Source organism: Halomonas sp. S3-1-1, assembly GCF_023757625.1.
In the GTDB taxonomy this organism is placed as follows: Bacteria; Pseudomonadota; Gammaproteobacteria; order Pseudomonadales; family Halomonadaceae; genus Vreelandella.
Genome location: NZ_JALGBZ010000003.1, coordinates 344904 through 370471, shown reverse-complemented (window position 1 = coordinate 370471; position 25568 = coordinate 344904). Strand labels below are relative to the sequence as shown.

The window sequence follows — 25568 nt, the reverse complement described above, 5'->3', positions numbered from 1 at the left end:
AGGAACGCGTTATTTCATGCAACATCTGGATCTGAAGGTCATCGAGCAAACGCTTGCGTGGTGCGATGAAGGCGAGACGATATGGCTTTGCACGGTGCTCGACACCTTCGGCTCCTCCCCCCGGGCGCCGGGGTCCTGGCTGTGCGCGAACGGGCGCGGCGAGCACGTGGGCTCGCTTTCTGGCGGCTGCGTGGAAGAGGATTTTCTCGAACGCCTGGCCCACGGCGCTTTCGAGGCGCCGATTACCCTGACCCGCTACGGCGATGGCGCGGGCGCCGTGCCCAACGTGGCGCTGCCCTGCGGCGGGGCGCTGGACGTGCTCATCGAGCGCCTGCCGCCAACGCCCGATACTCGCGCGCACTTGGAAAGAGTGCTGCAAGCGCTCAAGGGCCGCGAGCCGCTGATTCGCCGTGTCGATAGCCAAAGCGGCAAACGCGATTTTTGCCCGGCCCCGCCCACCGGACCCCGCGTGCAAAGAGAGGGCGACACGCTCCACCTGCGCGTCTCGCCGGCGCACCGGCTGGTGATCGCGGGTATCTCGCCGATTACCGCGCCGTGCGCGGCGTTCGCCGTCACGCTGGGTTTCGAAGTGATCGTCTGCGACCCGAATGACGCCGCCTGCCAGGCCCTCAACGTGCCCGGCGCCGAAGTCAAAACCACCCTGCCCTCGGCCTACATCTCGAGCCAGACCTGCCACGGTGCCACCGCGGTGGTGGCGCTCACCCACGACCCGCGCATCGACGACTTGGCGATGATGGAAGCGGTGCGCACCCAAGCGTTCTACATCGGCGTGATGGGATCACAGCGCACTTCTCAGGCCCGCGCCGAGCGGCTGGCGCGCTCCGGCGGTTTGAGCGACGCACAGATCGCGCGAATCCACATGCCCATTGGGCTGGCGCTTGGCAGCAAGACGCCTGCCGAGATCGCGCTGGCGGTGATGGCGGATATCGTGCGCGTGCAGCACGGGAAAGCCATTGATGCGCTTTGATTAAGGAGCCTTAACGTGCAGCGAGACAAGATCATTGCGCTGGTGATGGCGGCGGGCTATTCGCGGCGCTTCGGCGCGGCGGACAAACGCGAAGCGGTGCTCGGTGACGGCCGCTCGCTGCTGATCGCAAGCCTGGCCAACGCCCGAGGCACGTTTTCGAGCCTGCGGGTGGTGGTGCGCAAGGAGGATTCCCCCACCGGAATCGAGGAGTGCGCGCTGATTCGCGTGAAAGGCGCCCGACACGGGCTGGGGGCCAGTATCGGCGAGGCGTTCGGCACGCTGCTCGAGGATGCGTCCATCTCGGACATTCAAGCCGCCGCCGTGCTGCTCGGCGATATGCCCTACATCCAGCGCGGCACCTTTACCGCGCTGATGGACATGAGCGCCCCAAACATCATCGTCTCTCCCAGCATTGAGGAGAGACCGGGCCACCCGGTGCTATTCGGTCGCGACTTCTGGCCGGCGCTGGCCCGACTCACCGGGGGTGACGGCGCAAAGGCCGTGCTAAAGGCCAACGCGGCGCATCACCGGATCCTGCCGGTCGATGATGCCGGCGTTGCGATGGACATCGACCGCCCGGCAGATTTGCCCCGCGCATGACGCACACGCCCCGTCCGCGAAGGCGAACGGGGCGCTGATCGAGCATTAACCGCGATCAATAGGCGGCATCGGGCTCATAGTACTCTTCGACGTTGTCGGCGGTGATCAGGTCCGCGGCGAGAATCATGCGCGACGGCACGCCGTGGTACATGTCGCCCAGGCGCTCGCCCTTCACTCCGTGTACGGCCAGCGCGATCGCCGAGGCAATCATGCTCGGCGGGTAGGTCACGGTACCCTTCACGATCGGATGGTCGCTGCGAATCATCTCGATCACCCGCTGGGAGCCGCCGCCGCCCACCACGAGCTGGATATCGTCGCGGTTGTTCTCTTCGATGGCCTGTATCGCGGCGATCAATACGTCGTCATCGCCGGCCCAGATAGCGTCGACCTCCGGGTTACTGCCTAAAAGGTCCTCGGTCACGCTCAGCGCCTGTTGGGCGTTCCAGTCGGTGTTCTGGGAGGCCAGAATGTTAATGTCCGGGTAGTTCTCCATCACCTGGTTGAAGGCATCGACCCGCTGGCTGTTGATCGGAATCGGCGGGCCTTCCAGCACCAGCAGGTTGCCTTCGCCGCCCAGCTCTTCGGCGATGTAGCGCGCGGCCTGCTCGCCAAGGCCCGGGTTGTCGCCGGCGATGAAGACGTTCTGTGCCGGGGTTTCGAGTTCACGGTCTACCACGACGGTGTAAATACCTTCCTCGTACGCCTCACTAATCACCGACTGCAGCGTGGCAGGGTTGTAGGGCAGAATCACCAGCGCGTCCAAATCGCGGATCATTAGATCCTCGACATTGGCGACCTGAGCGGTACCAGAGTTGGCGGAAAGCACGGTGAAGCTCACGTCCGGATGCTTTTCGGTAAGCTCTTCGGTGGCCTGCTGGGCCCACCACGAAAGCCCGGCGGTCCAGCCGTGCTCGGCGGCGGGCACGGTCACCCCGATGTGGTACTCTTGGGCGCTGGCGCCGAGCGCGGTGCCCATCAGCGCCGTTGCCAGCGCCGTCTTCTGTAGTACGCGTGTCAGTTTCATTGTTATAACCCCGTCTGCGTGCGAAGTGAGCAAGACACCGCCTTGCTCGTTGTAAACCGGCCCAGGTCGGGACTGATCTAGGGCGTGCGCTTGTACTGCAACAGCACCGCCAGCAGGATCACCGCGCCTTTGACCAGCCCTTGAAGGTAAGGCGAAACGCCGGTCAGGTTCAGCATGTTGTTGATAATGCCCAGAATCAAAGCGCCGATCACCGTGCCCCACACGGTGCCGCGCCCACCCGAAAGCGCCGTGCCGCCGATCACCACCGCCGCGATCGCATCGAGTTCGTAGAAATAGCCCGCGTCGCTCGGACTCACCGAGTTGAGCCGCGAGGTCAGCATGATGGCAGACAGCCCCACGCACACCCCGGCGATCAAGAATGCCGAAAGCACCACCCGCTCGACGCGAATGCCCGAGTAGCGCGCCACCTGAGCGTTGGCACCGACGGCGCACACGTGGCGACCAAAAGCGGTGTGAAACAGCAGCACGTGCGAGACGATCGCCAGCAGAAAAAACGTCCACACCGGAATCGGTATCCCCAGCACGAAGCCGCCGCCCACTTCCGAGAACAGCGGGTTGCGCGTGGTGACTTCGGCGGCGTCAGTGAAATAGAGCGCCAGCGAGCGAAAGATCGACATGGTGGCCAGCGTCACCACGAAGGCGGCGATACGCCCGCGCGTCACCAATAGCCCGTTGAAAAGCCCCAGCAGCGCCCCACCCACTACCGCGGCGAGCATGGCGAGAATCACCGCCTGCAGCGGGTCGGTGATGGTATTGAGCACGTAAAGCACTGCGACGCCGACCAGTGCCACCATCGAGCCCACGGAAAGATCGATGCCGCCGGCAATGATGACGAAGGTCATGCCGATGGCGATGATACCGGTATAAGAGACCTGGCGCAGCACGTTGGAGAGATTGCGCGTATTGAGAAAGTACTCGCTGGCAAAGGACGAGACCACGAAGAGAAGAATCAGCGCCGCCAGGGGCGCAAGAATCGCGGCGTTCCAGGGGAGGCGCCGAAACCGCTGGGCCAGCGGCGTGGTGCGTTGGGGTAACGGATTCATGGACGCGCTCCTTGTGATCGTGCGTTATCTGCCCGGCGTTCGGTGTCCGCCTCCCAGGCACCCGCGGCGTAGAGCATGATGCGCTCCTCGTTGATGTCGTCGCCTTCCAGGGTGGCCGCTACCCGCCCTTGGCGAATCACCAGCGCCCGGTCGGCTAGGCCAATGATCTCCTCGAGTTCGGAGGAGATCACGACCACCGCCTTGCCCTGGGCGGTGAGCTCGCGAATCAGGCGGTAGATCTGCTGTTTGGCACTGATATCGATACCGCGAGTGGGCTCATCGAGCAGTAAAATATCCGGCTCGATATCCAGCAGCTTGGCAAAATACACCTTTTGCTGGTTGCCGCCGCTCAAAAGCCCCACCGGAGCGGCCAAGTGGGCCGCCTTGATCGACAGCCGCGATTGATACTCCTCGGCGCGCTTGCGCTCCAGGCCGTGGCGAATCAACCCGCGCACGTAGCGAGCCAAGCTAAGGTCGGTCACGTTTTGCATCACGTTAAAGGAGAGCTGCAGGCCCTTGCCTTGGCGATCTTCGGAAAGGTAGGCAAGCCCGCGGGCGTGGGCGTCGCGGGGGGATTTGAAAGTGACCGGCTCGCCATCAATGAGAAGGTCGCCGGCGCTTTTACGGCGAAGCCCCATGATCGTTTCGGCGATTTCGGTGCGCCCGGCGCCGACCAGTCCGGCAAGGCCGAGTATTTCGCCCCGATGCACGTCGAAATCGATATCGTGCAGTACGCCCTCCACGCAGAGCCCGCGTACGGCCAGCGCCGGCGTCCCGCGGGGCGCTCCATCGGTGGGTTTATCGGGAAAGATTTGTGCCAGCTCGCGGCCCACCATCTTGCGCGCCATATCCTCTTCGTTCATGGAGGCCACGGCGCAGTGCTCGACCTGGCGGCCATCGCGCAGGATCAACAGCCGGTCGCACAGCGCTTTCACCTCGCGCAGCTTGTGGGAGATGAACAGCACCGTCACGCCCTTGTCGACCAGCGCCTTCACTACGCGAAACAGCACCGCGGTTTCGTGGCTCGTGAGCACCGTGGTGGGCTCGTCCAGGATGACTATCCGCGCATCGTTGACCAGCACCCGAGCTACCTCGACCATCTGCTTTTGCGCCACGCTCAGGCGCTCGATGGTCTGGTTCGGGTCCAGATGCACGTCGAGCGACTCGAGCAGCGCGCGGGTTTGCTCGCGCATACGGGCATGGTCCAAAAAACTGCTACGGCGAAGCTCCTGGCCCAGAAACACGTTCTCGTACACCTTGAGCGTGGCTACCAGGTTGAACTCCTGGGGAATCATCGCCACGCCCAGGCGTCGGGCGCTGATCGGGTCCAGCGCGTCGAACGCGCTTCCACCAATGTGAATACGCCCAGCGCTTGGGGTGTAAATGCCGCTGATGATTTTCAGTAGCGTCGACTTACCGGCCCCGTTCTCGCCCAGAATGCCCAGCACTTCGCCCTGGGCAATGTCGAGGTTGATATCCTCGAGCACCGTCACGGGCCCAAAGGACTTACCGACTCCCTCAAGGCGCAGCAGCGGCTCAGCCATCGCATTCACCCTCGCCAAGCGCGGTCCATACGCCGTCCTTTCGACTGGAGGCGATCGTCGCCTCGATGAAGCGCATGCCGTCGACGCCGTCCTCGATACCCGGAAGCCAGTCCGGCGGGTTGCCTGCCTGCACGCCGTCGGCAAAGCACTGGTAAAGGTTGGCGAAGCTTTCGATATAGCCTTCCGGATGGCCGCCGGGTAGGCGAACGCTGCGCGCCACCTGCTCGCTTACCGCGTCATCGCGGCGGGTCAGGCGTTGGCTTGGGGCGTTGAGCGGCTTGAGCCAGAGTTCGTTGGGGCTCTCCTGGGCCCAGGCAAGACTCGCCTTCTCGCCCACGACGCGAATACTCAGTTCATTTTCGAACCCCGGGGCGCACTGGCTGGCCCAGAGCATACCACTGATGCCGGATTCAAAGCGAAGCAGCGCCTGCACGCTGTCGTCGAGCGGGCGTTTAGGCACCGCGGTCGTCAAGCAAGCGCTCACTTTATTGATCTTCTGGCCGCTGACGAACTGCGCCAGCTGAAAGGCGTGCACGCCGATATCCCCCAGGCATCCCGCCGCGCCGGCCTTGGCCGGGTCCGTGCGCCAGGCGGCTTGGCGGTTCTCGTCGCCCTGGGCCTCACTCAGCCACTCCTGCACGTACTCCACCTGTACGTGACGCAGCGCGCCCAGCTCGCCGCGCGCCACTAGCTCGCGGGCGTGCTGTATCATCGGGTAGCCCGCATAGGTGTGGGTCAGCAGAAAGCGTCCGGTACTTTGCGCGGCCGCTTTCTTCAGCGCCAGGGCCTCGGCTGCGGTCATGGTCATGGGCTTTTCACATATCACGTGAAGCCCCGCCTCGAGGCCCGCCATCGCAGCGTCGAAGTGCAGATGGTTGGGCGTCACGATGATGAGCGCCTCGACCCCGTCTTCTTTGGCCGCTTCAGCCGCAATCAGCGTGGCCACGTCGGCGTAACAGCGCGCTGGGTCGATATAAAGCGCTCGGGCGCTTTGCCGATTACGCTCGGGGTTCGACGACAGCACGCCGGCGAGCAGCTCGAAGCGATCATCCAGACGCAGCGCCGAGCGGTGCACCGCGCCGATGAACGCCCCCGGGCCACCGCCAATCATGGCCACGCGCAGGCGCCTGGGGGTGGTATCACTCATGGCGGGCTCCTGCGTTCCCGGTCTGGACGTCGCCAAGGCCGAGCAGCGCCCGGTTGGCGCTTTGATCGGTTTTGGCATCGGCGAAGTCGTCGAAAGCCCGGTCGGTCACGAGAATGATGTGTTCGGCGACAAACCGCGCCCCTTCCAGCGCCCCCTGCTCCGGATGCTTGAGCGCGCACTCCCACTCGATGACCGCCCAGCCTTCGAAATCGTACTGGGCGAGCCTGGTGAAAATGCCCTTGAAGTCGACTTGGCCGTCACCGAGCGAGCGAAAGCGCCCGGCTCGCTCGACCCAGGACGTGTAGCCTCCATACACGCCCTGGCTTGCCGACGCGTTAAACTCGGCATCCTTGACGTGAAACATGCGAATGCGCGCGTGATAGCGATCCAAAAACGCGAGATAGTCGAGCTGCTGAAGCAAAAGGTGCGAAGGATCGTAGAGAATATGGCAGCGCGGATGATGGTCGACGGCTTCGAGAAAGCGCTCGAAGGTGGCACCATCGTGCAGGTCTTCCCCCGGATGAATCTCGAAGCAAAGATCCACCCCTTCGGTATCGAAAACATCGAGAATCGGGCGCCAGCGGCGAGCGAGCTCATCAAAGCCCTCTTCGACCAGCCCCGGCGGGCGCTGCGGCCAGGGGTAAAGAAACGGCCACAAGAGCGCGCCGGAAAACGTGCCCACGGCGTCGAGCCCCAGATTGGCGCTGGCGCGAGCGGCAAGCTTGAGTTGCTCTACCGCCCAGGCTTGGCGAGCGTCCGGGTCACCGTGCAGCGCTTTGGGGGCGAAGCCGTCAAACAGCGTGTCGTACACCGGATGTACCGCCACCAGTTGGCCCTGCAGGTGGCAGGAGAGCTCACTAATGTGCAAACCGTGACGCGCCAGCGTCGCCTTGATCTCGTTACAGTAGCCGAGATCATCAGCGGCTTTGGCCAGATCGATCAGCCGCGTGTCCCAACTCGGGATCTGCACCGCCTTGAACCCCATGGAGGCCGCCCAGCCTGCGATACCGTCCAGCGTATCGAAGGGCGGCTCGTCGCTTACGTACTGCGCTAAAAAGAGGGCGGGACCCTTGATCGTTTTCATGCGGCTTCCTGACTTTTTGTCGTTATAAGCGCCAGATGTGACGACTCAATGTAATGGATTACATTGCAACAAAGGCGCTTGTGCCGGTCAAGCAGGACCATCGTTGGCTAAATGGCGAATCGCCTTTTCAAGCTCATGATTATTAAAACAAAAGCCAAAAATAAGCCAAAAAATACACCGACCAAAGTATAAATTATGAAAAACCAGAATTGTTTACAGCCAGCCATTAAAATGAAAATCGCTGTCTCGGCGGGCCCTTTTATGCAATCGTTTACAATGAGGAGCGCCTGAGCTTTTGCGCTAAACGGCACAAGCGCGGTCAGGTGGCCTCGAACGTTACCGCTAGGTGCCCTGCTGCGTTAAGCTACCGCCCTTTTATTTAGATATCCGCCATGAGTACGATCAAGGAAGTCGCAAGTGTGGCCGGCTGCTCCACCGCTACGGTGTCGCGAGCGCTGGCCACCCCGGAGAAGGTCAGTGAGGCGACGCGCGCCCGTGTCGCTCGCGCCATTGCTCAGGTGGGCTATACGCCCAACGGCGCGGCGCGCAACCTGCGCCGCCGGGAGTCCAAAACCATCGTCGCGCTGCTGCCGGATATCTCGAACCCTTTTTTCTCCGAGATCATCAACGGCATCGAAGAAATCGCTCACCAGGCCGGGTATCAGATTCTGATCGGCGATTGCGAGCGCGACCCCGGTCGCGCCGAGGCCTACTTCGATCTGCTGCCCGCCAACCAGGCCGACGGTGTGCTGCTGCTCACCGCCGATGTGCCTCGAGCGCTGGTGGAAAACGCCCGCCGCCAGGCGCGCTTTCCGCTGGTCATGGCCTGCGAATTTTTCAGCGATATCGACCTGCCCACGGTCACGGTGGATAACTACCGGGCCGCCTGCCAGGCGATCGACTACCTGGTTTCGCTGGGCCATCGCCACATCGCGACGATCAGCGGCCCCGCCGCCAATCCGATCTGTCTCGAGCGCGAGCGTGGCTACCGCGATACGCTAACCGCCCACGGCTTATTGGACACGGCGCGCACCCAAGCAGGGGATTTTGGCGTCCACTCGGGCTACGCCCAGGGGCTTGAACTGCTGACCCCGTCCAGACACCGCCCCACGGCGATTTTTTGCCACAGCGATGAAATGGCCATTGGCGTGCTCAAGGCCGCGCGCCAGCTCGGCCTTGCGGTACCGAAGGATCTTTCAATCGTCGGTTTCGACAACATCCGCCTGAGCGAGTACTGCGACCCGGAGCTCACCACCATCAGCCAGCCGCGCCCCGAGATCGGGCAAAAGGCGATGAAGCTGCTGCTTGGGCTGATTCGCGATGAGCCGGTCGAGCGCCATCAGGTGCTGGAGACCCGGCTGATCGTGCGCCAAAGTACCGCCCGCCCCGGGGCTGTTTAAAAAGGCGTTAAAAAACGCTAATCCCGCGCGATCGCCACCACCAGCAAAAGCGCCAGCCACCCGCCGATCAGCGCTACCCCGCCGATGGGCGTGACGATCCCCACGCTCAGCCCGAAAAGCGCCATGGCGTAGAGCGACCCGCAAAAACCGAGCGTACCCAGCAGCCAGAGCGTGAGCACCAGCCGCTGGCCCGCACGCGGGCGCTGGGCGCGCCACACCAAAAGCGCCAGCATCGCCAGCGTATGCCAGGCCTGGTAGCGCACGCCGGTTTCCACAGCGCTGACCATGTCGCTTCCGACCCGCTCGGGCAGCCCGTGGGCGGCGTAGGCGCCGAGCGCCACCATCACCGCACCGGAGATCGCGACCCAACACCACCATGCTTTATCGGCTTGCTGCACGTAACGCTCCTTACCGTTGTCGGTTCGACCCCATTCATATCACAGGTGACATACCTTGCACGGCGCTAAACCGCTACAATAGGGGATGTTTGGCTTATCAAGGGATACTCATCGTTCATGTCTACCCCTAACGCACCCATAGAGCTTAGGCTCAACGGCGAACCTTACGCCATCAATCAAGGGCAGACGGCGGCGGATCTGATCGCTCAGCTGGGGTTGACCGGGCGGCGCATCGCCGTCGAGATCAACGAGCAGATCGTACCCAAAAGCCAGCTCGACGCCACCGCGCTCAACGAAGGCGATCAGATCGAAGTCGTCCACGCCATCGGCGGCGGCTAGCCACCTTCGCGCTTAAGGACTACACATGACTGCACACCACGATACGCCTTTTACCGTTGCCGGGCGCACCTTTGGCTCGCGCCTTCTGGTCGGCACCGGCAAGTACAAGGACATGGCGGAAACCGGCCAAGCCGTGGCTGAAAGCGGCGCCGAGATTGTCACCTTTGCGGTGCGCCGCACCAACTTGGGCCAGGACGCCGACGCGCCGAATCTTTTGGATGTGATTCCACCAAGCCGCTATACGCTCTTGCCCAACACCGCCGGCTGCTACAATGCCAAGGACGCGGTACGCACCTGCCGGCTCGCCCGCGAACTGCTCGACGGCCACAACCTGGTCAAGCTCGAGGTGCTCGGTGACGACGCCACGCTCTACCCCAACGTGGTGGAAACGCTCTCTGCCGCGAGAACGCTGATCGACGACGGCTTCGACGTCATGGTCTATACCAGCGACGATCCGATCGTTGCCCGCGAGCTCGAGGCGATCGGCTGCTGCGCGATCATGCCGCTGGGGTCCCTGATCGGCTCCGGCCACGGCATCCAGAACCCTTACAACGTTCGCCTGATCGTCGAGCAGTCGAGCGTACCGGTACTGGTAGACGCCGGCATCGGTACCGCCTCCGAGGCGGCGATCGCCATGGAGCTCGGCTGCGACGGCGTGCTGCTCAACTCCGCCATCGCCCACGCTCGCGAGCCGCTGCGCATGGCCCGCGCCATGAAGCGGGCCGTCGAGGCCGGCCGCGACGCCTTTTTGGCCGGTCGCATGGCGCGCCGGGACACCGCCGAGGCGTCCACGCCCTTTGCCGGCCGTATCAACGGCTGATTCGACGCCTTGTTTTAAAGGCCTGTTTTAAAGACCTGTTTCAAAGAACCATTTTGACGCTTTATTCGAGAACCCTTGCCGAGACCCCATGACCGAGAATAACGCCACCCCGTCCGATAACGCCGGCACCACGGGGCCCGAAAGCCAGGACGCGCCGCTTCACCGCCGCGGCATCAAAAGCTACGTGATTCGCGCCGGGCGCATGACGCCGGCCCAGACCCGCGGCCTCGAAGACGTATGGCCGCGCCTTGGCCTCGCGCTGGAAGACGGGCCGCAGGATCTCTACGCGCTGTTTGGGCGTAAAGCCCCCTGCGTGGTCGAGATCGGTTTTGGCATGGGTAACTCTCTGATCGAACAGGCCAAAACCCACCCGGGTACCGACTTCATCGGTATCGAGGTGCACGCACCGGGCGTGGGCAAACTACTCGATGAAGCCGACAAACTCGGGCTCACCAACCTGCGCGTCTATCGCGAGGATGCGCTGCGCGTGCTGGAAGAGTGCCTGCCGGCGGGGGCGATCAACACCGTTCAGCTGTTCTTCCCCGACCCCTGGCCGAAGAAGAAGCACCACAAGCGGCGCATCGTTCAGCCCGCGTTTGTGGAGCTGATCCGCACCCGGCTGGAGCCGAACGGCTTTTTCCACATGGCAACAGATTGGGAAGCCTACGCCGAGTGGATGGCCGAGGTCATGGAAGCCGCGCCCGGCTATGCCAATACCGCCGACGCCGATACCGCGCCTTTCGTGCCGCGCCCCACTTTCCGCCCGCTGACCAAGTTCGAGGCGCGCGGCGAGAAGCTCGGCCACGGCGTATGGGATCTGATTTACCGAAAAACGCCTTGAACCAAAAGTGAGTGACCAGGGCTTGCGGCCTGAACGTTAGCCGCGCGCCCAGGCCGCGGTCAGCGTAAGACCTGCAAATGCTACAACGGCGGTGGTGGCGCCCAGTTGATCCATCATCATCCCGAACACCGGCGCGCCCGCCGTTTGCCCGACCGCGATGGTCAGAAAACCGACCATTAATCCTGTGGCCGGGCGCTCGGGCAGCGCGTTAATGCCCCATACCAGATAGACGCCGGTCAGCATAATATAAGCCATGCCGAAGAGCAGCCCGCCGATAAGCGCCATCGCTGGCGTCGTGTTGACCATCCCCACCATGAGCACTCCCAGCGCAAGCGCCGCCAGAAAGACCCGGTGTATCGGGTTGATCCCGAATCGGGTGATCAGCGCCCCCGCAAAGGCGCCTGCCATTCCCGCACCGCCGATCGCAATCCACAAGAGTCCGCTGCCGGTATGGCCCCAATCGAGGCGTAGCGCCAAAAGCTGGCCGCCGAACGACCACACCGCGGTACTGGCGGCTCCCATCAAAAACGATGCCATGATCAAGCGGATTAGCAGCGCATTGAGCGACACCTTCCCCGCCTTCGCACCGGCCTTGTGCTTGCCACCGGGTACGCTGAACGCGACCGCCACCGAAAGCAGAAGCGCCGTCGCGGCAAATCCCGCGAAGGCCAGACGCCAATCCTCCATCCAGAGTGCCATCGAGCCTGACAGGACTACGCCCGCCCCGGTGCCGGCGTTGATCACGGTATTGGTCAGGCTTTGACGTTTGGGCGCCACGACCTTGTCCACCGCCGCGGCCATGGGCGGCGAGGCAAGCCCGGTACTCGAGCCCGCCAGCATCACCGCCAGGGCTAACCACCAGGCTGACGTCGCCATGACAATTCCTAGCATGCCAATCCCTGCCACCAGCGCTGCACCGATGGCCACAAGCCGAGGCCCCAGCCGCTCGGTCAAGTAGGCAGACGCGACGATGGCGACACAGTAGCCAAGAAAGGAGCCGCCGGAAATGAATCCGCTGAGGCTCGTGGAAAGGGAAAGCTCGGCATCGATTTGCGGAAGAAAAAGCCCGAAAGCAAAGCGCGCAAATCCGTAGCACACCGCAATCAGGCCAAAGCCGCATGCGCCGAGCGTCAGTGCCGGGCTCACAAGCGGTGACGCTCGAGCAGCGTAGCGGCCGCCATCCGCGCGGCGACTACCGATTGCTCACCGCGATAGATCGCAGCGGCCGTCGCCCCCTCAAAAAGCACGATGATCTGCTCGACTAGATCAGCGTTGTCGCTCTGGCGCGTTTCCACGATGACCAGCTCGGCGATCTTGTCCGCCACGCGGGCTTTATGAGCCAGCACGGCCTCGACGATTTCCGGGGAGTCGCCGCCGGTCTCTCCATAAGCGCGCAGGAAAAGGCAGCCGCGCCCCCCTTCCACCCGCGCCCAATCCTCCAGCGCCTTGAACAGCGCATCGATGCTATCGACCTCCAGCCGACGGGCAAAACGCTTGTCACGTTCGCCAAGCACACTGGCAATCAACGCATTCTTGCTGCCCGCGTGTTTATAGAGCGTGCGGCTCGAGATACCCGCGCTTTTGGTCAACTTATCCATGCCGGTGGCGGTAAAACCGTGGCGGTCGAACAGCGCTTCCGAGGCGGCAACGAGTTTGCTCATTATGTCCATTGTGCGTCTCCTTTGAATGGAACCACACACTCAATGTAAAACGATCATTTTACACCATCAAACGATATCGCCGTAGCCGCCTGAGCCCAAGGCGCCCTAAAAACGCCATGAGCACGCAAGTGTTTGATGGATAGATAACTCTTGAGTGAGCGCACCACTTTAAAAAAACCGCGGGTATCGAGGCGGGAAGGGTTTAAACGCCCTGGCGCCGGCAGCGCTCGGAGCAGTAGACGACGTTATCCCAGTCGCGTGCCCACTTCTTGCGCCAAGCGAAGGGCTTTTGGCAGACGGGGCAGGTTTTGGTCGGAAGGTGGGGCTTTTTATGGGCCATGAGGGCGGCTCGCGTACGGAATGTCGCCTCAGTCTAGACACGTTGTCCCCGCTTCCGGGACGGTAAGGGCGTAAAAATTTCGGGAGGCACAAAAAAAGAAAGCCACTCCAGAGGAGTGGCAAAAGACCGTGACTAGCAATGAGAGGGAGAAACCATGACAGAAAAAGTCCCGCTGCCCTGGTTGTGACGTCTCATCAAACGCCAGCAAGGACAATATAATAATTCTCATTTACCGCGTCAACACAAATGCGAATACTTTTTATTTATTTTTACCCGCCCGCCAGTTTTAGCCACAGCGGCAGCGTCAGCATGGCTAAAAGCGTTTGTCCTGTGATGATCGCGGCCATCAGTTCCGCGTCGCCGCCCAGTTGGCGAGCCAGGATATAGGCCGAGGTCGCCGTGGGCAGCGCGGCAAATAAAAGCGCTACGTCGCGGCTCAAGGGGTCGAGCCCCAGCGCCCAGGCGAGCAGCAGCACGACCAGCGGCATGAGCAAAAGCTTGGCCACGTTAGTAGTCAGCGTACCGCGGTCCAGGCGCCACAGCGCCGCCGGGCGAAGCGCCACGCCTACCGCCACCAGCCCCAGCGGCAGCGCGGCGCGGCCCAGTAGCTCTGCGGCACTGGCGCTCCAGCCGGGAAGGCCAATGCCGCTTACGTTCAAAAAGATCCCCGCCAGGCAGGCTAGAATCAGCGGGTTCTTCAAAAGCGTTAGCGCGCTTTGCCCCAGGCTTGCCTGCCCTAGCGTGCCGGCCCGGATGAAGCTCGCCACGCAAAGGATGTTGACCACCGGCACCATGACCGCCACCGCGACCGCCGCGGTGGTCACCCCGGCGCTTCCGTGCAGGGCCCCGGCGCCAGCCACGCCCACGTAGGTGTTGAAGCGAATCGCGCCCTGAAAAACGGAGGTGAACGCCGGTGCGTCCAGCCGGATCCATTCACGCAGCCTCCAGAGCAGCCCCGTCATGAGCCCGATCGCCCCCAGCAGCACCGCCGCAAGCCTTGCCACGGGCACTTGGCTTACGTCCGCCGTGGCAAGCGTTGCCACCAGCATGGCGGGGAACAGCACGAAATAGATGAGTTTTTCCATTTGCGCCCAGAACTCAAGGCTCGGCCAGCGCCGGTAGCCGATGACCCCGCCCAGTAGAATCAAGATAAAGAGCGGCCCCAGCGCTCCGGTAATGCTGTTCATCGATGCTCCTTCGATTGACGCGCGATATTCGACATCCTGACTGCTCGTCGGCGTCGCTTAGCTGCTACCATGCAGTATCTTCTCTGCCCTGTGGTCGTATCGTGACGCTTTTGCCATGAACAAGCCAACGCTGCCATGAACAAGCGAACCCCGTTGGGACATTCTCGCGCTTTTCCACTGCTCAACGTACTCATGCTGGTCACCGCCCTGGCGCTGATGGCGTGCCTGACGTACGGCTTGAACAGCTGGCTGCGCGACGACAGCGAGATCACCTGGTTTGCGCCCAACCCGGGCTGCGCGCTGCACACCGGCGCCTGCTCGGCGCCGTTAGATAACGGCGTACTGAGCTTCGCGGTGGACGTGGATGGGCCCATCGAGGCGCTCAACGTTCTACCGCTCGAGGTGACCGTCAAGGGCGTGCCGGCGCGCCAGGCAAGCGTTGAATTCATCGGCCGCGACATGGAAATGGGCCGCCACCACTTCGATCTGATCACCACCGCGCCGGGCCACTTCCACGGCCAGGGGCAGGTCGGGCTCTGCACTCAGGCGGTCATGGCCTGGCGGGCGCGGGTGGTGGTGACCACGCCTAGCGGTAAAATCGGCAGCTGGTTCGATTTCGAGGTTACCCGGAGTTAGCATGCACGCACTTCTCAAACGCCGCGAGGTGATCGCGGCCCTGCTTTTGGTACTGGGCGGGCTTGGCGCGCTGGCGCTGTTGCTGACCGGCGCCGGGCAAAAAAGCGATGCGCCGCGCGGCGGGCCGATCGCCATGGCCTCGACCGACGGCGCCTTTTCGCTTTCCCACCTTGATGAGGATCAGATCGCGGTGGTGACGTTCGGCTATACGTACTGCCCGGACGTCTGCCCGATTACGCTGGCCGTCAAACGCCAGGCGCTGGAGCAGTTCGATGACGCTACCCGCGAGCGGATCGTCCCGGTCATGGTCACGGTGGATCTCGAGCGCGACACCCTGGCGCGGATGCGCGAGTACATGGAGACCTTCGGCAGCGAGTTCGTAGGGCTGGTCGGCTCCCCCGGAGAGCTTGCGGACGTGGCCGAGCGCTACGGCGTGGTGTGGCAGCGCCGGGAGGCGCCGGATTCCTCCATGGCCTATACCGTGGACCACACCGCCGGGCTCTTTCTCGTCAATCGGGAGGGAGAGATTCTTGAGCGGGTGCTTTATTCACCCACGCCGTCGGCGCTGGTGTCGGCACTGGATCGCGAGCTCGAGCGGGGCACCGGTTAGCCAGCGCCGCTGACGTGAACGCTCAATGCAACAAAAGCGCCGCCCTCGGGCGGCGCAGTGCGGTCAAGGCGTGGGGAAGTGATTACTCGATACCCAGCAGCTCGACGCGGAAAGTGAGCATTTCGTTGGGACCGATCGGGCCTTGGCCGTTTTCGCCGTAGGCGAGCTCGGAGGGGATGTAGATCATCCACTTGTCGCCGACGCTCATCATCTGCAGCGCTTCCTGCCAGCCTTCGATCACCTGGTTGACCTGGAAGGTGACCGACTCGCCACGCTCGAAAGAGCTGTCGAACACGGTGCCATCGAGCAGCATGCCTTCGTAGTTCACCTCGACGGTGTCTTCGGGGCCGGGGGATTCGCCATCGCCTGACTCGAGCACTTCGTACTGCAGGCCAGACTCGGTGACTTCGACATCGTCACGCTCGGCATTTTCGGCCAAATACTCCTCGCCTTCCTGCTGATTCATCTCGGCGATTTCCGCCGCCTGCTCTTCACGTTCCTGCATGGAGCGCTGCTGGAAGGCGACCAGGGTTTCCATCATCTCTTCTTCGGAAAGCGCCAGCTCGTTGTCTTCGAACACGTCGCGCATGCCGTTTGTGAAGGTATCGATATCGAGATCCTCGATATCTGCCTTCATGCTTTCGCCAAGCGTAACCCCAAGGCTGTAGGCCAAGCGCTGCTCGTCGGTTTCCGGCTCGGCGGCGGCGAACGGCGCCACCAAAAGAAGCCCGGTCAAAGCCGCGGTTTTGAACGTTGTAGAGACCATTGCTTTCATGTGTAAACCTTCTTCAAGACGCTGTGCGCCGGCTAGAGAATTCTGGGTCGCAAAAGCGTATACGCGACGCCTGTCTGGTTAAGACCCCTTTGTGGGCCAAAGGTTTAAAACTGCGGTTTCAAGATTACACCACCAGGGTGGGGCAGTGCGATGCCCCGGCAACGCGCTGTGACACGCTGCCGAGCAGCAGATTCTTGTCGCCGTTGGTACCCTGGGCGCCGATCACGGTCAAATCGCACTCGCGCTTTCGCGCAAAGCGTACGATCGTGCGCGACGGTCGCCCGCCCTTGACGAAGGCGCGCACCCGAGTGGCGTCAGCGCCAAGCTCCACCGCGAGTGCCTTGGCGTAGACGGCGATTTCCGCGGCGTACTCCTTGAGCGCGTCGTCGGGAATGTCGAGCTTGCTCGGGCGCACCATGGAAAGCGACGCCTCGAGCAGGCTGTGATGCTTGAAGACGCAGAGTATGTAGAGCTCCGCGCCGGTCAACAGATGCAAGCTCACCGCTTTCTCGAGCGCCTTGACCGCGCCCTTCGAGCCATCCACCGGTACCAGGATACGATGAAACATGGGTGTCTCCCCTTTTTATGATCCGGTCACCTAGCGAAAGGCCACATCGCGTAGAAACAGCGCAATTTGCGGGAACATGATCAGAAGCGCTGCGGCGAGTATCAAAATGAAGATGAACGGCGGCGTGCCCTTGATCACGTCCCAGTACGGGCGCTTAAAGATAGCGATCGCGGTGAAGATATCGCAGCCAAACGGTGGCGTCGCCGAGCCGATCGCCACCTGCAGCGTGATCAAAATACCCACCAGCACCGGGTCGAGGCCCGTGGCGGCCACCGCCGGCGCGAAGATCGGCGTGAGCACCAGAATCACTACAATCGGGTCGACGAACATGCAGGCAACGAAAAACGACACGCAGATCGCGATCAAAACGCCGGTCGGCCCAGCGTCGTTGACCCCCACCGCTTCGAGAATGGCCTGAGGAATCTGGGCAAACGAGATGATCCAGGAGAAGCCGTTACCCACTGCCACCAGAATGAACACCACCGCCGTGATCAAGCCGGTAGATTTTGCGATGGCGTAGATATCGGTCATTTTCAGCGAGCGAAACACCACGAACTCCAGAAGCACCGCGTAAAGCACGCAGGCCGCCGCCGCTTCCGTGGGGCTGAACACGCCGCCGTAGATACCGCCGACGATGATGACCGGAAAGCCCAGCGGCCAGAGCGCATCTTTTACTGCCAGCGCGCGGGTCTTCCAGCTCGCGCGCGGCTCGGTGGGGACGTCCTTGACGATCGCATAAACGATGCAGTACGCCGAAAACATGAAAAGAATCAGAAGCCCTGGCCCGATACCGGCGATGAAGAGCTCGCCGATCGAAGTGCCGGAAATAACGCCGTAAATGATCATGCCGATACTCGGCGGAATCAAAAACGCAATGTCGCTGGCGTTGATGATCAGCGCCAGCGTAAACGAGTCCGAGTAGCCCGCTTTAAGCATCCTTGGACGAAGCGGTGAGCCCACCGCCACCACCGTTGCCTGGGTCGAGCCGGATACCGCGCCAAACAGCGTGCACGACGCTGCAGTGCTGACCGCAAGCCCACCCTTGATGTGGCCGATGAAAGACATCACCATTTCGATCAGGCGGTTGGCCGACTGGCCTCGGGTCATGATGTCGGCGGCGAGAATGAACATCGGCACCGCAATCAACGAGGCTGGCCGGATGCCCGCCATCATCTGCTGAATCAACGTATCCATCTGGCCAAAGCCGTTGAACATCATGTAAAAGCCGATCACCGCGGCAGTGATCAGCGGAACCATCATGGGAAAGCCCAGCAGCAGCAGGGCGATCATGGTCACTACCATTATCGTCGTCATCGTGTTCCCCTAAGCCCGCGTGGCCCTTGTTAAACTTCCGTTTCCGTGTCCTTGTACCCATCCACAACGCCGGTCGAGAGATAGACGTCGTGGCTGGTCAGGTTCTTGATGGCGGTCAGCAGGTATTGAATGGCGGTGATCAAAAACCCCATCGGCACCCACACGTAGATCATCCACACCGGCAGGCTGAGCGCCGGCAGCACCCGCCCCTTGCTGTAGAGATCGAGGATGTAGATCACCGAGTAGTAGAGCAAAAAGAACATCACGAGCGAGGTGAACAGCGAAATCACGACCATCAGCGCGCGGCGCCCGCCCACCGGCAGCGCATCGTAAATGGCCGACATACGGATATGACGGCCGTGGCGGGCGGCGTAGCCGATCCCCGCGAAAGTAATCATGATGATGAGAATCCGGTTGAGCTCGCCGGAGAACATGATGCTGTTGCCGAACACGAATCGGGCAACGACGTTGATGACCGTATTCAGCGCCATTAGCAAAACCCCCAGCGCCAGAATCACTGATTCGACTTTGCTAATTGCGGTGTCGATCACCCCCAAAACGCCGGGAAGCCCCGAGCGATAGTTGGCTTCTGCTTCCTCTTCGGTCATGGCTACTCTCCTGTCAGCGCCTGCGCTTCGCCCGTCAATACGAGCGGCATTGCGGTTAAAAGGCGCGGATAAAGTGCATTCAAAACGCATCTCCAGGAACACTAAAAAGGGCAGCCGTGGCTGCCCCTTGCGTTACTCGAGATAGGCGTGCGGCGAAGCCGGTGGGATCATCGTCCCACCGGAGACAACGCGCTTACTCGTTTTCAACGTTTTCAAGGTCGGCCTTGAACTGCTCAAGCAGCTCGCTTCCGCGCTCGCCGGTCATCTCGAGGAAGGCTTCCTCGACCTGCGGGGCGCGCTCGCGAAACGCTTCGATCTGCTCGTCGTTCAAGCGCGTAACGGTGACTTCGTCGGACGCCTCCTGAATTTTCTCCAGTGACTCCTCGGCCAGCCCCTTGACGTGGTCCATGGTCTGCTCATAAGCGGCTTCGGTGGCGTCCTGAACCAGCTGCTGGTCCTCTTCGGAGAGGCCGTCGTAGAAGTCCTGGTTGGCCATCATCGCGGTGGTGAACCAGCCGTGGCCGGTAAAGGTCAGGTGCGGTGACACTTCATAAAGCCCGCCAGACTCGATCCAGAAGATCGGGTTTTCCTGACCGTCGATGATGCCGGTCTGCAGGCCGCCGTACACCTCACCCCAGGGCAGCGGCGTCGGCGTGGCGCCAAACGCGCTGTAGGTCTCGGAGAGCAGCGGGTTGGTCATGGTACGGATTTTCTTGTTATCCATATCCTCCGGCGAGCTGATCGGCTCGTCGGTAGTGATGACCATTTCGCCTTCAGGATACATCTGAAGAAGTTCGAGCCCCTGCTCGGCGTAGAGCTCGGGGAACATCTCGTTGATCGCCTCGCTTTCGTCGAAGAACGTCAGAACGGTCTCTTCGTCGGTAGGCAGCAGGTAGGGAATGAAGAAGATTTGCGCTTCGGGAATCAAGGCGCCGGTAAAGCCGGGCGACTGGTTGACGAACTGCAGGATGCCGTTCTGGGTCTGCTCCATGATGTCGTCGGACTCGCCCAGCTCGCCAAAGCGATACACCTGGACGGTATGGTCGGAGTTCTCTTCGATGTACCCCTTGAACGCTTGGGCAAACACGTCCTGAACGTCGCCTTCGTACTCTTCGTGGGCGTAACGCCAGTTATCTGCCTGGGCCGCGGCGCTCAGGCCGAACAGCAGCGCGCCAACGCTTGCCGAGGTAAGAAGTTTGGACGTGACCGAACGCGTTGATAAAGCCTTGTAAGCCTTCATGCAGTGTTCCCCTTGGAGTGGTAAGCGCGTCAAATAAAGCGCAAAAATCCATTTTTAAATAACGGCTAGCGCAGCGTTGATGCCTTACCCGCTAAGTTTGAAGCGGGCACGGTCGACTCAAATGCCATGCGTTATTCAAAAATAGCTTAATTTGAGGCTAGCGCGCTGATTTGACCGGGTCAAGACGGGTGCCAATCACCTCCCAAGCGTTTTCGATCTGGACACAAGGCTTATCGAAAACGAGGCTATCGGTCGTGAAATCATCGCAAAAGAGCTGGCATCGTAGCCAAACGCTCGCTTTTTTTGATGATTCATCGAGCTCTTCGAGCGTTGAAATATCGCTTTGAGGCGCGAGCGCGAACGCCTGCCAAGCGTCCAGGTTTTCTTTTTCGGCGGCGAGTTCGGCGTGCTTGATCGTCTCGCGCAGCGCCGCGATCGAGGCACTTTGTTGCGCTTGGCCCTTGAGCGTTTGGCGAAGCGCGCGAAGCGGCTGGGTGATCTCGCGCTGCCAGCGCGCTCGCGCCAGCCGCTCTCGGGCAAGCGCTACCGGCTTGGCTTTGAGCCGCTGACAATAAAGCCAGGCGTGGAACAGCAGCTCGCAGACGTCGACCCCGGCCTGGTCCTGCAGCGTCAAACACGCCGGCGCCACGTCGTCGAGCGCGTAGAAAGCGCAGGCGAAATCCCAAAGCGGTGTCTGCTGCAAGCACTTTGATCGGTTAGAATCACTCATCACGTTCGCCTCATTCGGGAGAAAGCATGATCGCACTGCGCCAGGTGGCCCTGCAACGGGGCACGCAAACGCTGCTGGAGGGCGCCGATCTGACGCTACACAATGGCGTCAAGGCCGGCATCATCGGCGCCAACGGCGCCGGCAAGTCGAGTCTTTTCAAGCTGCTGCTCGGCGAGCTGGGTCCGGACCAGGGCGATGTCGAAATGAGCGGCGGCCAACGCGTGGCCCACATGGCTCAGGAAGTCGAGGCGCTCGACCGGTCGATCATCGAGTACGTGCTGGATGGTGACGTTGCCCTGCGCCAGGCGCAGCAGGAATTGCGCGATGCCCAGCGCGCCGATGACGCCCACCGCGAGGCGGAGCTTCACGGGCTGATCGAAACCCTCGATGGCTACACCGCCGAGTCCCGCGCTGCCCAGCTGCTGGTCGGCCTGGGCTTTTTACAAGCGAATCTGACCCAGCCGCTATCGAGCTTTTCCGGCGGCTGGCGCATGCGGGTGAACCTGGCGCGTACGCTGTTCATGCCCTCTGATTTGCTGCTGCTCGACGAGCCAACCAACCACTTGGACCTCGACGCGCTGCTCTGGCTCGAGAACTGGCTGACCCGCTACCCGGGCACGCTGCTGCTGATCTCTCACGACCGCGACTTTCTCGACGCGGTGTGCGATCACATCGTCCACATGCACCAGCAAAACGTTGAGCTCTACCGCGGCAACTATTCGCGCTTCGAGCGCACCCGCGCCGAGAAGCTCGCCCTTCAGCAGGCCCAGGCCGCCAAACAGCAGGCGAGGCGCGAGGAAATCGAGCGCTTCGTCGCCCGCTTTAAGGCCAAGGCGACCAAGGCGCGCCAGGCGCAGAGCCGGGTGAAGATGCTCGAGCGCATGGAAGAGATCGCCGTGGCCCACGTCGACTCGCCGTTCCACTTCACCCTGCCCGCCGCCGACAAGACCTCGCACCCGCTGCTGGTGCTCGACGACGCACGCCTGGGCTATCGCGGTGACACCGAAGAAACCGTTCAGCTCGACAAGGTCAACCTGACGCTGCTGCCCGGTAGCCGCATCGGCCTGCTGGGCCCCAACGGCGCGGGCAAGTCGACGCTGATCAAGACGCTGACCGGCGAGCTCGAACTGCTGGCCGGCAAGCGCGTGCCCGGCGAGCACCTGGCGATCGGCTACTTCGCCCAGCACCAGCTCGAGGGGCTCGACGTCACCGCTACGCCCTTCGTCCACGTGCAGCGCCTCTCCCCCACCGCAAGCGACCAGGAGATCCGCAACTTTCTCGGCGGCTTCGGCTTCAAGGGCGACGACGCCTTCGCCACGGTCGCCCACTTCTCCGGCGGCGAGAAAGCGCGCCTGGCGCTTTCGCTGGTGGCTTGGCAAAAGCCGAACCTGTTACTGCTCGATGAGCCCACCAACCACCTGGATCTGGAGATGCGCGAGGCGCTGACCCAGGCGCTTTCGGCCTTCGAGGGCACGGTGATTCTGGTGTCCCACGACCGCCACCTGCTACGCGCTACGGTCGACGAGTTCTGGCGGGTGGCGGATCACCGGGTCGAGCCCTTCGACGGCGATCTGGACGACTACCGCGCCTGGCTCAAGACGCGTCTGGAAGAGAGCCGCCGCGAGGAGCGCGTCGAGAAGAGCGAGCGCCAGGCGCAGCAGCCAAGCGTAGACCGTAAGGCCTCACGCAAGGCCGCCGCGGCGCTCAGAGAAAAGCTGCGGCCGCAGAAAAAAGCGCGTGACCAGGCCGAAAAGGCGATGGAGGCCGCCCAGGCCGCACTGGAAAAAGTGGAAGAGACGCTTGCTGATCCTGAGCTCTACACCGACCCGGCACGCAAGGCGGAGCTAACTGAGGCGCTCGCCGAGCAGGCGCGCTGTAAGGAGCGCGTAGACAGCGCCGAGCAGCAGTGGCTCGCCGCCGAGGAAGACCTTGAAGCGATGGAGGCTGAAATCCTCGAAAGCGAGCGCTAGCGGCTTTCGAGCATGAAAGTGACCGGCCCGTCGTTGGTGAGCGTCACCTGCATGTCGGCGCCGAAGCGGCCGGTTTCGACCGCAGGCCAGGCCGCCCGAGCGCACTCGACGAGGTAGTTAAACAGCCGCTCGCCTTCGGCCGGGGCGGCGGCGCTGGAGAAGCCCGGCCGCAGCCCTTTACGGGTATCCGCAGCCAGGGTGAACTGGGAAACCAGCAACAGTCCGCCTTCGGCCTGCTGCAGGTTGTCGTTCATCTTGCCCTCGGCGTCGCTGAACACCCGATAATGCAGCAACTTATGCAGAATTTTTTCCGCATCCGCCTCGCTATCACCGCGCTCGACCCCGATCAGCGCCAGCAGCCCCTGGTCGATGGCGCCGATGCGCTCGCCGTCCACGTCCACGCAGGCGTGCTTCACTCGTTGAATCAGTGCTTTCACAAGCTACCACCAGCGATGAAAGTGATGGATCGGGCCGCGCCCGTGGCCGACGTGCAGTTGATTGCTTGCCTCGAGTGCGGCGTGTAGCCACTGCTTGGCCTCGCGAATCGCCTCTACCGGGGCGTGCTCGTCGGCATCCAATGGGAGCCTGGCCAAGCACGCGGTGACCGCCGAGGAGAGCGCGCAGCCGGTGCCGTGCAGGTTCTCGGTATCGATGCGCGAAGCGGGAAGCCAGGCGTGCTCGGTGGGCGTGGCCAAAAGATCCGGGCAGGTTTCGCCGGTCAGGTGGCCGCCCTTGAGCACCACGAAGGGCGCGCCGAGCGCGGTGAGCCCCGGCAACATCGCTTCCATCTCATCCGGCGTTTTGGGCGAGGCGGTGTCGAGCAGCACTGCGGCCTCGGGCAGATTTGGGGTGATCACGTGGGCGAGCGGCACCAGAATATCGCGCACCGCGTGGATGCCCTCGTTATCCACCAGGATATCGCCGCTTTTGGCGACCATCACCGGATCGAGCACGATCCAGCGCGGGCGATGCTTGCCGAGCACGTCAGCGATCACCTCGGCGACCTCGCGGCTGCCAACCATGCCGATCTTCACCGCGTCGATGACCACGTCCTCGAGCAGATTCTCGAGCTGCACGCGAATCATCGAAGGCGACACCGGCTCGACCCGGGCCACACCCTGAGTGTTCTGCGCGATAACGGCCGTGATCACGTTGGTCGCATAAACGCCCAGCGCCGAGAACGTCTTGAGATCTCCCTGCAGCCCGGCGCCGCCCGAGGGGTCGGAGCCTGCGATGGTCAATACCTTGGCAATGTCAGCCATAATCACCTCTTACATCACGGAAGGGAGCCAGGTGGCGATCCCGGGGAACAGCGACAGCGCCAGCAGCATACCCAGCTGCAGCAGGATGAACGGAATCACGCCCTTGTAGATCGCCGAGGTCGGCACACTCGGCGGGGTGACGCCGCGCAGGTAGAACAGCGCAAAGCCGAACGGCGGGGTCAAAAACGAGGTCTGCAGGTTCACCGCGATCATGATGCCGAACCAGATCGGGTCGATGCCCATGGCCAGCAGTACCGGACCGACGATCGGCACCACCACAAAGGTGATCTCGATGAAATCAAGAATGAAGCCGAGCAGAAAGATCACCAGCATGACGATGATCGTCGCGCCGACCACGCCGCCGGGCATGGACTCGAACAGGCTCGTGACCAGCTCCTCGCCGCCGTAGGCGCGAAATACCAGCGAGAACAGCGCCGCGCCGATCAAAATCAGAAATACCATGCTGGTGACCTGGGCGGTCGAGTAGAGCGTCTCCTTCAGCATGGTGAAGCTCACGCGCCGGTTGGCCGCCGCCAGCACCAGCGCGCCGAAGGCGCCTACGGCGGAGGCCTCGGTGGGCGTGGCGAAGCCGCCGAGAATCGAGCCTAGCACCGCCACGATCAGCAAAATGGGCGGCACCAGCCCCTTGAGCAGCAGCGGCCAGATCGAGCCCTGATGATTGAGCTCCGCCTTGAGCTCCTCACGATCCACCGCCGGCGCCGACGCCGGCTTGAGCCACGCCAGCACCAGCAGATAAACGATGTAGGCCACGACCAGAATCAGCCCCGGCACCAGCGCGCCGATGAACAGATCGCCGATGGAGAGCGTCTTCGGGCTCCATACGCCCATGGAGAGCTGCGCCTGCTGGTAGGCGTTGGAGAGGACGTCGCCCAGCAGCACCAGCGCGATCGACGGCGGAATGATCTGGCCCAGCGTACCGGTAGCGCAGATGGTGCCGGTAGCCAGCGCCGGGGAGTAGCCGCGCTTGAGCATGGTCGGCAGCGACAAAAGCCCCATGGTGACCACGGTCGCCCCCACGATTCCGGTAGACGCGGCCAGAAGCATACCGACGATGATTACCGAAAGCCCGAGCCCTCCTCGCAGCGAGCCAAAGGCCATCGCCATGGCGTCGAGCAGCGTTTCGGCGACGCGGGATTTTTCCAAGAGCACGCCCATCAGCACGAATAGCGGCACCGCCAGCAGCGTCGTGTTGGTCATGATGCCGTAGAGACGGTTGGGCATCGCCCCCATCATGTGCGGCTCGAAGGGCACGTCCACGCCAAAAGAGGTTAGCGCGTAGCCGATACCGGCGAAGGCGAGCGCCGTGCCGGCCAGCGACAGCGCCACCGGGTAGCCCAGCATTAGCACGCCGCACACGGCAGCGAAGAGCACCAGCGGCATGAAGTCCAGTATAACGG

General features: G+C 62.5%; 28 protein-coding genes. 9 read left to right on the top strand and 19 right to left on the bottom strand.

From position 1 onward, the window contains the following. Positions 1 to 16: 16 nt before the first annotated feature. On the top strand, positions 17 to 988 hold the full coding sequence (locus tag MQW23_RS11095; RefSeq protein WP_252108158.1) for an XdhC family protein: 972 nt from the start codon (positions 17 to 19) through the stop codon (positions 986 to 988). Between the two features lie 15 nt (positions 989 to 1003). After that, complete coding sequence (locus MQW23_RS11090) at positions 1004 to 1588, top strand: nucleotidyltransferase family protein (protein WP_252108157.1); 585 nt, start codon at positions 1004 to 1006, stop codon at positions 1586 to 1588. A gap of 55 nt (positions 1589 to 1643) precedes the next feature. Here the strand turns inward: MQW23_RS11090 and MQW23_RS11085 are convergent, their stop codons facing one another. The 5 genes from MQW23_RS11085 to MQW23_RS11065 all read right to left on the bottom strand — a co-directional run bounded on the left by MQW23_RS11085 (position 1644) and on the right by MQW23_RS11065 (position 7451). Then, positions 1644 to 2612 carry a substrate-binding domain-containing protein gene (locus MQW23_RS11085; protein WP_252108156.1) on the bottom strand — a complete coding sequence of 323 codons (969 nt, stop codon included), beginning with the start codon at positions 2610 to 2612 and terminating at the stop codon, positions 1644 to 1646. Positions 2613 to 2689: 77 nt separating this feature from the next. After that, complete coding sequence (locus MQW23_RS11080; RefSeq protein WP_252108155.1) at positions 2690 to 3676, bottom strand: ABC transporter permease; 987 nt, start codon at positions 3674 to 3676, stop codon at positions 2690 to 2692. Beyond that, positions 3673 to 5220, bottom strand: a complete 1548-nt coding sequence (locus tag MQW23_RS11075) for a sugar ABC transporter ATP-binding protein (protein WP_252108154.1) — start codon at positions 5218 to 5220, stop codon at positions 3673 to 3675. Before MQW23_RS11075 ends, MQW23_RS11080 begins: the two co-directional genes overlap by 4 nt. Further along, on the bottom strand, positions 5213 to 6367 hold the full coding sequence (locus tag MQW23_RS11070; RefSeq protein ID WP_252108153.1) for a Gfo/Idh/MocA family protein: 1155 nt from the start codon (positions 6365 to 6367) through the stop codon (positions 5213 to 5215). Before MQW23_RS11070 ends, MQW23_RS11075 begins: the two co-directional genes overlap by 8 nt. After that, positions 6360 to 7451 (bottom strand): sugar phosphate isomerase/epimerase family protein, encoded by a 1092-nt coding sequence (locus tag MQW23_RS11065; protein ID WP_252108152.1) that lies wholly within the window; start codon positions 7449 to 7451, stop codon positions 6360 to 6362. Before MQW23_RS11065 ends, MQW23_RS11070 begins: the two co-directional genes overlap by 8 nt. A gap of 392 nt (positions 7452 to 7843) precedes the next feature. Here MQW23_RS11065 and MQW23_RS11060 point away from each other — a divergent pair, with 392 nt between their 5' ends. Next, positions 7844 to 8851, top strand: a complete 1008-nt coding sequence (locus tag MQW23_RS11060) for a LacI family DNA-binding transcriptional regulator (RefSeq protein WP_252108151.1) — start codon at positions 7844 to 7846, stop codon at positions 8849 to 8851. A 17-nt stretch (positions 8852 to 8868) separates the two neighbouring features. On the opposite strand, the gene MQW23_RS11055 is transcribed toward MQW23_RS11060, so the two are convergent. Continuing rightward, complete coding sequence (locus MQW23_RS11055; RefSeq protein WP_252108150.1) at positions 8869 to 9249, bottom strand: DUF423 domain-containing protein; 381 nt, start codon at positions 9247 to 9249, stop codon at positions 8869 to 8871. 117 nt (positions 9250 to 9366) lie between these two features. On the opposite strand from MQW23_RS11055, the gene thiS reads away from it, so the two are divergent. The 3 genes from thiS (at position 9367) to trmB (ending at position 11249) form a co-directional block, all read left to right on the top strand. Further along, complete coding sequence (gene thiS, locus MQW23_RS11050) at positions 9367 to 9588, top strand: sulfur carrier protein ThiS (protein WP_252108149.1); 222 nt, start codon at positions 9367 to 9369, stop codon at positions 9586 to 9588. Positions 9589 to 9613: 25 nt separating this feature from the next. Further along, a complete protein-coding gene (locus MQW23_RS11045; protein ID WP_252108148.1) occupies positions 9614 to 10408 on the top strand; it encodes a thiazole synthase in 795 nt (264 codons plus the stop codon). Positions 10409 to 10496: 88 nt separating this feature from the next. Next, complete coding sequence (gene trmB, locus MQW23_RS11040; RefSeq protein WP_252108147.1) at positions 10497 to 11249, top strand: tRNA (guanosine(46)-N7)-methyltransferase TrmB; 753 nt, start codon at positions 10497 to 10499, stop codon at positions 11247 to 11249. A gap of 36 nt (positions 11250 to 11285) precedes the next feature. Here trmB and MQW23_RS11035 read toward each other — a convergent pair whose 3' ends face one another. From MQW23_RS11035 to MQW23_RS11020, 4 genes are all read right to left on the bottom strand, one after another. Next, the gene (locus MQW23_RS11035; RefSeq protein ID WP_252108146.1) at positions 11286 to 12395 is read right to left on the bottom strand and encodes an MFS transporter; all 1110 of its coding nucleotides are present in this window, start codon (positions 12393 to 12395) and stop codon (positions 11286 to 11288) included. Continuing rightward, on the bottom strand, positions 12392 to 12919 hold the full coding sequence (locus MQW23_RS11030) for a TetR/AcrR family transcriptional regulator (RefSeq protein ID WP_252108145.1): 528 nt from the start codon (positions 12917 to 12919) through the stop codon (positions 12392 to 12394). Before MQW23_RS11030 ends, MQW23_RS11035 begins: the two co-directional genes overlap by 4 nt. Positions 12920 to 13112: 193 nt before the next feature. Continuing rightward, the gene (locus MQW23_RS11025) at positions 13113 to 13250 is read right to left on the bottom strand and encodes a DUF2256 domain-containing protein (RefSeq protein WP_252108144.1); all 138 of its coding nucleotides are present in this window, start codon (positions 13248 to 13250) and stop codon (positions 13113 to 13115) included. A 269-nt stretch (positions 13251 to 13519) separates the two neighbouring features. After that, positions 13520 to 14437 carry an AEC family transporter gene (locus MQW23_RS11020; protein WP_252108143.1) on the bottom strand — a complete coding sequence of 306 codons (918 nt, stop codon included), beginning with the start codon at positions 14435 to 14437 and terminating at the stop codon, positions 13520 to 13522. 135 nt (positions 14438 to 14572) lie between these two features. On the opposite strand from MQW23_RS11020, the gene MQW23_RS11015 reads away from it, so the two are divergent. Together MQW23_RS11015 and MQW23_RS11010 are read left to right on the top strand one after the other, a co-directional pair. Further along, the gene (locus tag MQW23_RS11015) at positions 14573 to 15073 is read left to right on the top strand and encodes a hypothetical protein (protein WP_252108142.1); all 501 of its coding nucleotides are present in this window, start codon (positions 14573 to 14575) and stop codon (positions 15071 to 15073) included. Position 15074: 1 nt separating this feature from the next. Further along, entirely contained in the window at positions 15075 to 15683 is a 609-nt protein-coding gene (locus MQW23_RS11010; protein WP_252108141.1) for an SCO family protein, read from the top strand. An 82-nt stretch (positions 15684 to 15765) separates the two neighbouring features. Here the strand turns inward: MQW23_RS11010 and bamJ are convergent, their stop codons facing one another. The 6 genes from bamJ to MQW23_RS10980 all read right to left on the bottom strand — a co-directional run bounded on the left by bamJ (position 15766) and on the right by MQW23_RS10980 (position 20918). Then, positions 15766 to 16458: a BamJ family beta-barrel-assembly machinery protein gene (gene bamJ, locus MQW23_RS11005; protein WP_252108140.1), complete on the bottom strand. Its 693-nt coding sequence runs from the start codon at positions 16456 to 16458 to the stop codon at positions 15766 to 15768. Between the two features lie 124 nt (positions 16459 to 16582). Then, positions 16583 to 17026, bottom strand: coding sequence for a universal stress protein (locus tag MQW23_RS11000; RefSeq protein ID WP_252108139.1), 444 nt, complete (start codon positions 17024 to 17026; stop codon positions 16583 to 16585). Between the two features lie 30 nt (positions 17027 to 17056). Continuing rightward, on the bottom strand, positions 17057 to 18340 hold the full coding sequence (locus tag MQW23_RS10995; RefSeq protein WP_252108138.1) for a TRAP transporter large permease: 1284 nt from the start codon (positions 18338 to 18340) through the stop codon (positions 17057 to 17059). Positions 18341 to 18369: 29 nt separating this feature from the next. After that, positions 18370 to 18948, bottom strand: coding sequence for a TRAP transporter small permease (locus MQW23_RS10990; protein WP_252108137.1), 579 nt, complete (start codon positions 18946 to 18948; stop codon positions 18370 to 18372). 193 nt (positions 18949 to 19141) lie between these two features. After that, positions 19142 to 20188: a TRAP transporter substrate-binding protein gene (locus MQW23_RS10985; protein WP_252108136.1), complete on the bottom strand. Its 1047-nt coding sequence runs from the start codon at positions 20186 to 20188 to the stop codon at positions 19142 to 19144. Positions 20189 to 20345: 157 nt separating this feature from the next. Next, a complete protein-coding gene (locus tag MQW23_RS10980) occupies positions 20346 to 20918 on the bottom strand; it encodes a TIGR02444 family protein (RefSeq protein ID WP_252108135.1) in 573 nt (190 codons plus the stop codon). A gap of 26 nt (positions 20919 to 20944) precedes the next feature. Between MQW23_RS10980 and MQW23_RS10975 the strand changes: the two genes are divergently transcribed. Then, on the top strand, positions 20945 to 22888 hold the full coding sequence (locus MQW23_RS10975; RefSeq protein WP_252108134.1) for an ABC-F family ATP-binding cassette domain-containing protein: 1944 nt from the start codon (positions 20945 to 20947) through the stop codon (positions 22886 to 22888). Here MQW23_RS10975 and dtd read toward each other — a convergent pair. Genes dtd through MQW23_RS10960 form a run of 3 tightly spaced genes read right to left on the bottom strand, consistent with a single transcriptional unit; the run spans position 22885 to position 25563 of the window. Continuing rightward, positions 22885 to 23325, bottom strand: a complete 441-nt coding sequence (gene dtd, locus MQW23_RS10970) for a D-aminoacyl-tRNA deacylase (protein WP_252108133.1) — start codon at positions 23323 to 23325, stop codon at positions 22885 to 22887. The genes MQW23_RS10975 and dtd overlap by 4 nt on opposite strands. A gap of 3 nt (positions 23326 to 23328) precedes the next feature. Continuing rightward, a complete protein-coding gene (gene thiD / locus MQW23_RS10965) occupies positions 23329 to 24150 on the bottom strand; it encodes a bifunctional hydroxymethylpyrimidine kinase/phosphomethylpyrimidine kinase (protein WP_252108132.1) in 822 nt (273 codons plus the stop codon). Between the two features lie 9 nt (positions 24151 to 24159). Then, complete coding sequence (locus MQW23_RS10960; protein ID WP_252108486.1) at positions 24160 to 25563, bottom strand: TRAP transporter large permease; 1404 nt, start codon at positions 25561 to 25563, stop codon at positions 24160 to 24162. Between the last annotated feature and the right edge of the window lie 5 nt (positions 25564 to 25568).

Bases quoted from the DNA above. Each gene is read 5' to 3' on its own strand.
- MQW23_RS10995 (WP_252108138.1), bottom strand. From the start codon at position 18,340: ATGACGACGATAATGGTAGTGACCATGATCGCCCTGCTGCTGCTGGGC.
- MQW23_RS11065 (WP_252108152.1), bottom strand. From the start codon at position 7,451: ATGAAAACGATCAAGGGTCCCGCCCTCTTTTTAGCGCAGTACGTAAGC.
- MQW23_RS11075 (WP_252108154.1), bottom strand. From the start codon at position 5,220: ATGGCTGAGCCGCTGCTGCGCCTTGAGGGAGTCGGTAAGTCCTTTGGG.
- MQW23_RS11080 (WP_252108155.1), bottom strand. From the start codon at position 3,676: ATGAATCCGTTACCCCAACGCACCACGCCGCTGGCCCAGCGGTTTCGG.
- MQW23_RS11085 (WP_252108156.1), bottom strand. From the start codon at position 2,612: ATGAAACTGACACGCGTACTACAGAAGACGGCGCTGGCAACGGCGCTG.
- MQW23_RS10980 (WP_252108135.1), bottom strand. From the start codon at position 20,918: ATGAGTGATTCTAACCGATCAAAGTGCTTGCAGCAGACACCGCTTTGG.
- MQW23_RS11010 (WP_252108141.1), top strand. From the start codon at position 15,075: ATGCACGCACTTCTCAAACGCCGCGAGGTGATCGCGGCCCTGCTTTTG.
- trmB (WP_252108147.1), top strand. From the start codon at position 10,497: ATGACCGAGAATAACGCCACCCCGTCCGATAACGCCGGCACCACGGGG.
- MQW23_RS11095 (WP_252108158.1), top strand. From the start codon at position 17: ATGCAACATCTGGATCTGAAGGTCATCGAGCAAACGCTTGCGTGGTGC.
- MQW23_RS11045 (WP_252108148.1), top strand. From the start codon at position 9,614: ATGACTGCACACCACGATACGCCTTTTACCGTTGCCGGGCGCACCTTT.
- MQW23_RS11060 (WP_252108151.1), top strand. From the start codon at position 7,844: ATGAGTACGATCAAGGAAGTCGCAAGTGTGGCCGGCTGCTCCACCGCT.
- MQW23_RS11070 (WP_252108153.1), bottom strand. From the start codon at position 6,367: ATGAGTGATACCACCCCCAGGCGCCTGCGCGTGGCCATGATTGGCGGT.
- bamJ (WP_252108140.1), bottom strand. From the start codon at position 16,458: ATGAAAGCAATGGTCTCTACAACGTTCAAAACCGCGGCTTTGACCGGG.
- MQW23_RS11030 (WP_252108145.1), bottom strand. From the start codon at position 12,919: ATGGACATAATGAGCAAACTCGTTGCCGCCTCGGAAGCGCTGTTCGAC.
- thiS (WP_252108149.1), top strand. From the start codon at position 9,367: ATGTCTACCCCTAACGCACCCATAGAGCTTAGGCTCAACGGCGAACCT.
- thiD (WP_252108132.1), bottom strand. From the start codon at position 24,150: ATGGCTGACATTGCCAAGGTATTGACCATCGCAGGCTCCGACCCCTCG.
- MQW23_RS11020 (WP_252108143.1), bottom strand. From the start codon at position 14,437: ATGAACAGCATTACCGGAGCGCTGGGGCCGCTCTTTATCTTGATTCTA.
- MQW23_RS10975 (WP_252108134.1), top strand. From the start codon at position 20,945: ATGATCGCACTGCGCCAGGTGGCCCTGCAACGGGGCACGCAAACGCTG.
- MQW23_RS11025 (WP_252108144.1), bottom strand. From the start codon at position 13,250: ATGGCCCATAAAAAGCCCCACCTTCCGACCAAAACCTGCCCCGTCTGC.
- MQW23_RS11000 (WP_252108139.1), bottom strand. From the start codon at position 17,026: ATGTTTCATCGTATCCTGGTACCGGTGGATGGCTCGAAGGGCGCGGTC.
- MQW23_RS11015 (WP_252108142.1), top strand. From the start codon at position 14,573: ATGAACAAGCGAACCCCGTTGGGACATTCTCGCGCTTTTCCACTGCTC.
- MQW23_RS10990 (WP_252108137.1), bottom strand. From the start codon at position 18,948: ATGACCGAAGAGGAAGCAGAAGCCAACTATCGCTCGGGGCTTCCCGGC.
- MQW23_RS10985 (WP_252108136.1), bottom strand. From the start codon at position 20,188: ATGAAGGCTTACAAGGCTTTATCAACGCGTTCGGTCACGTCCAAACTT.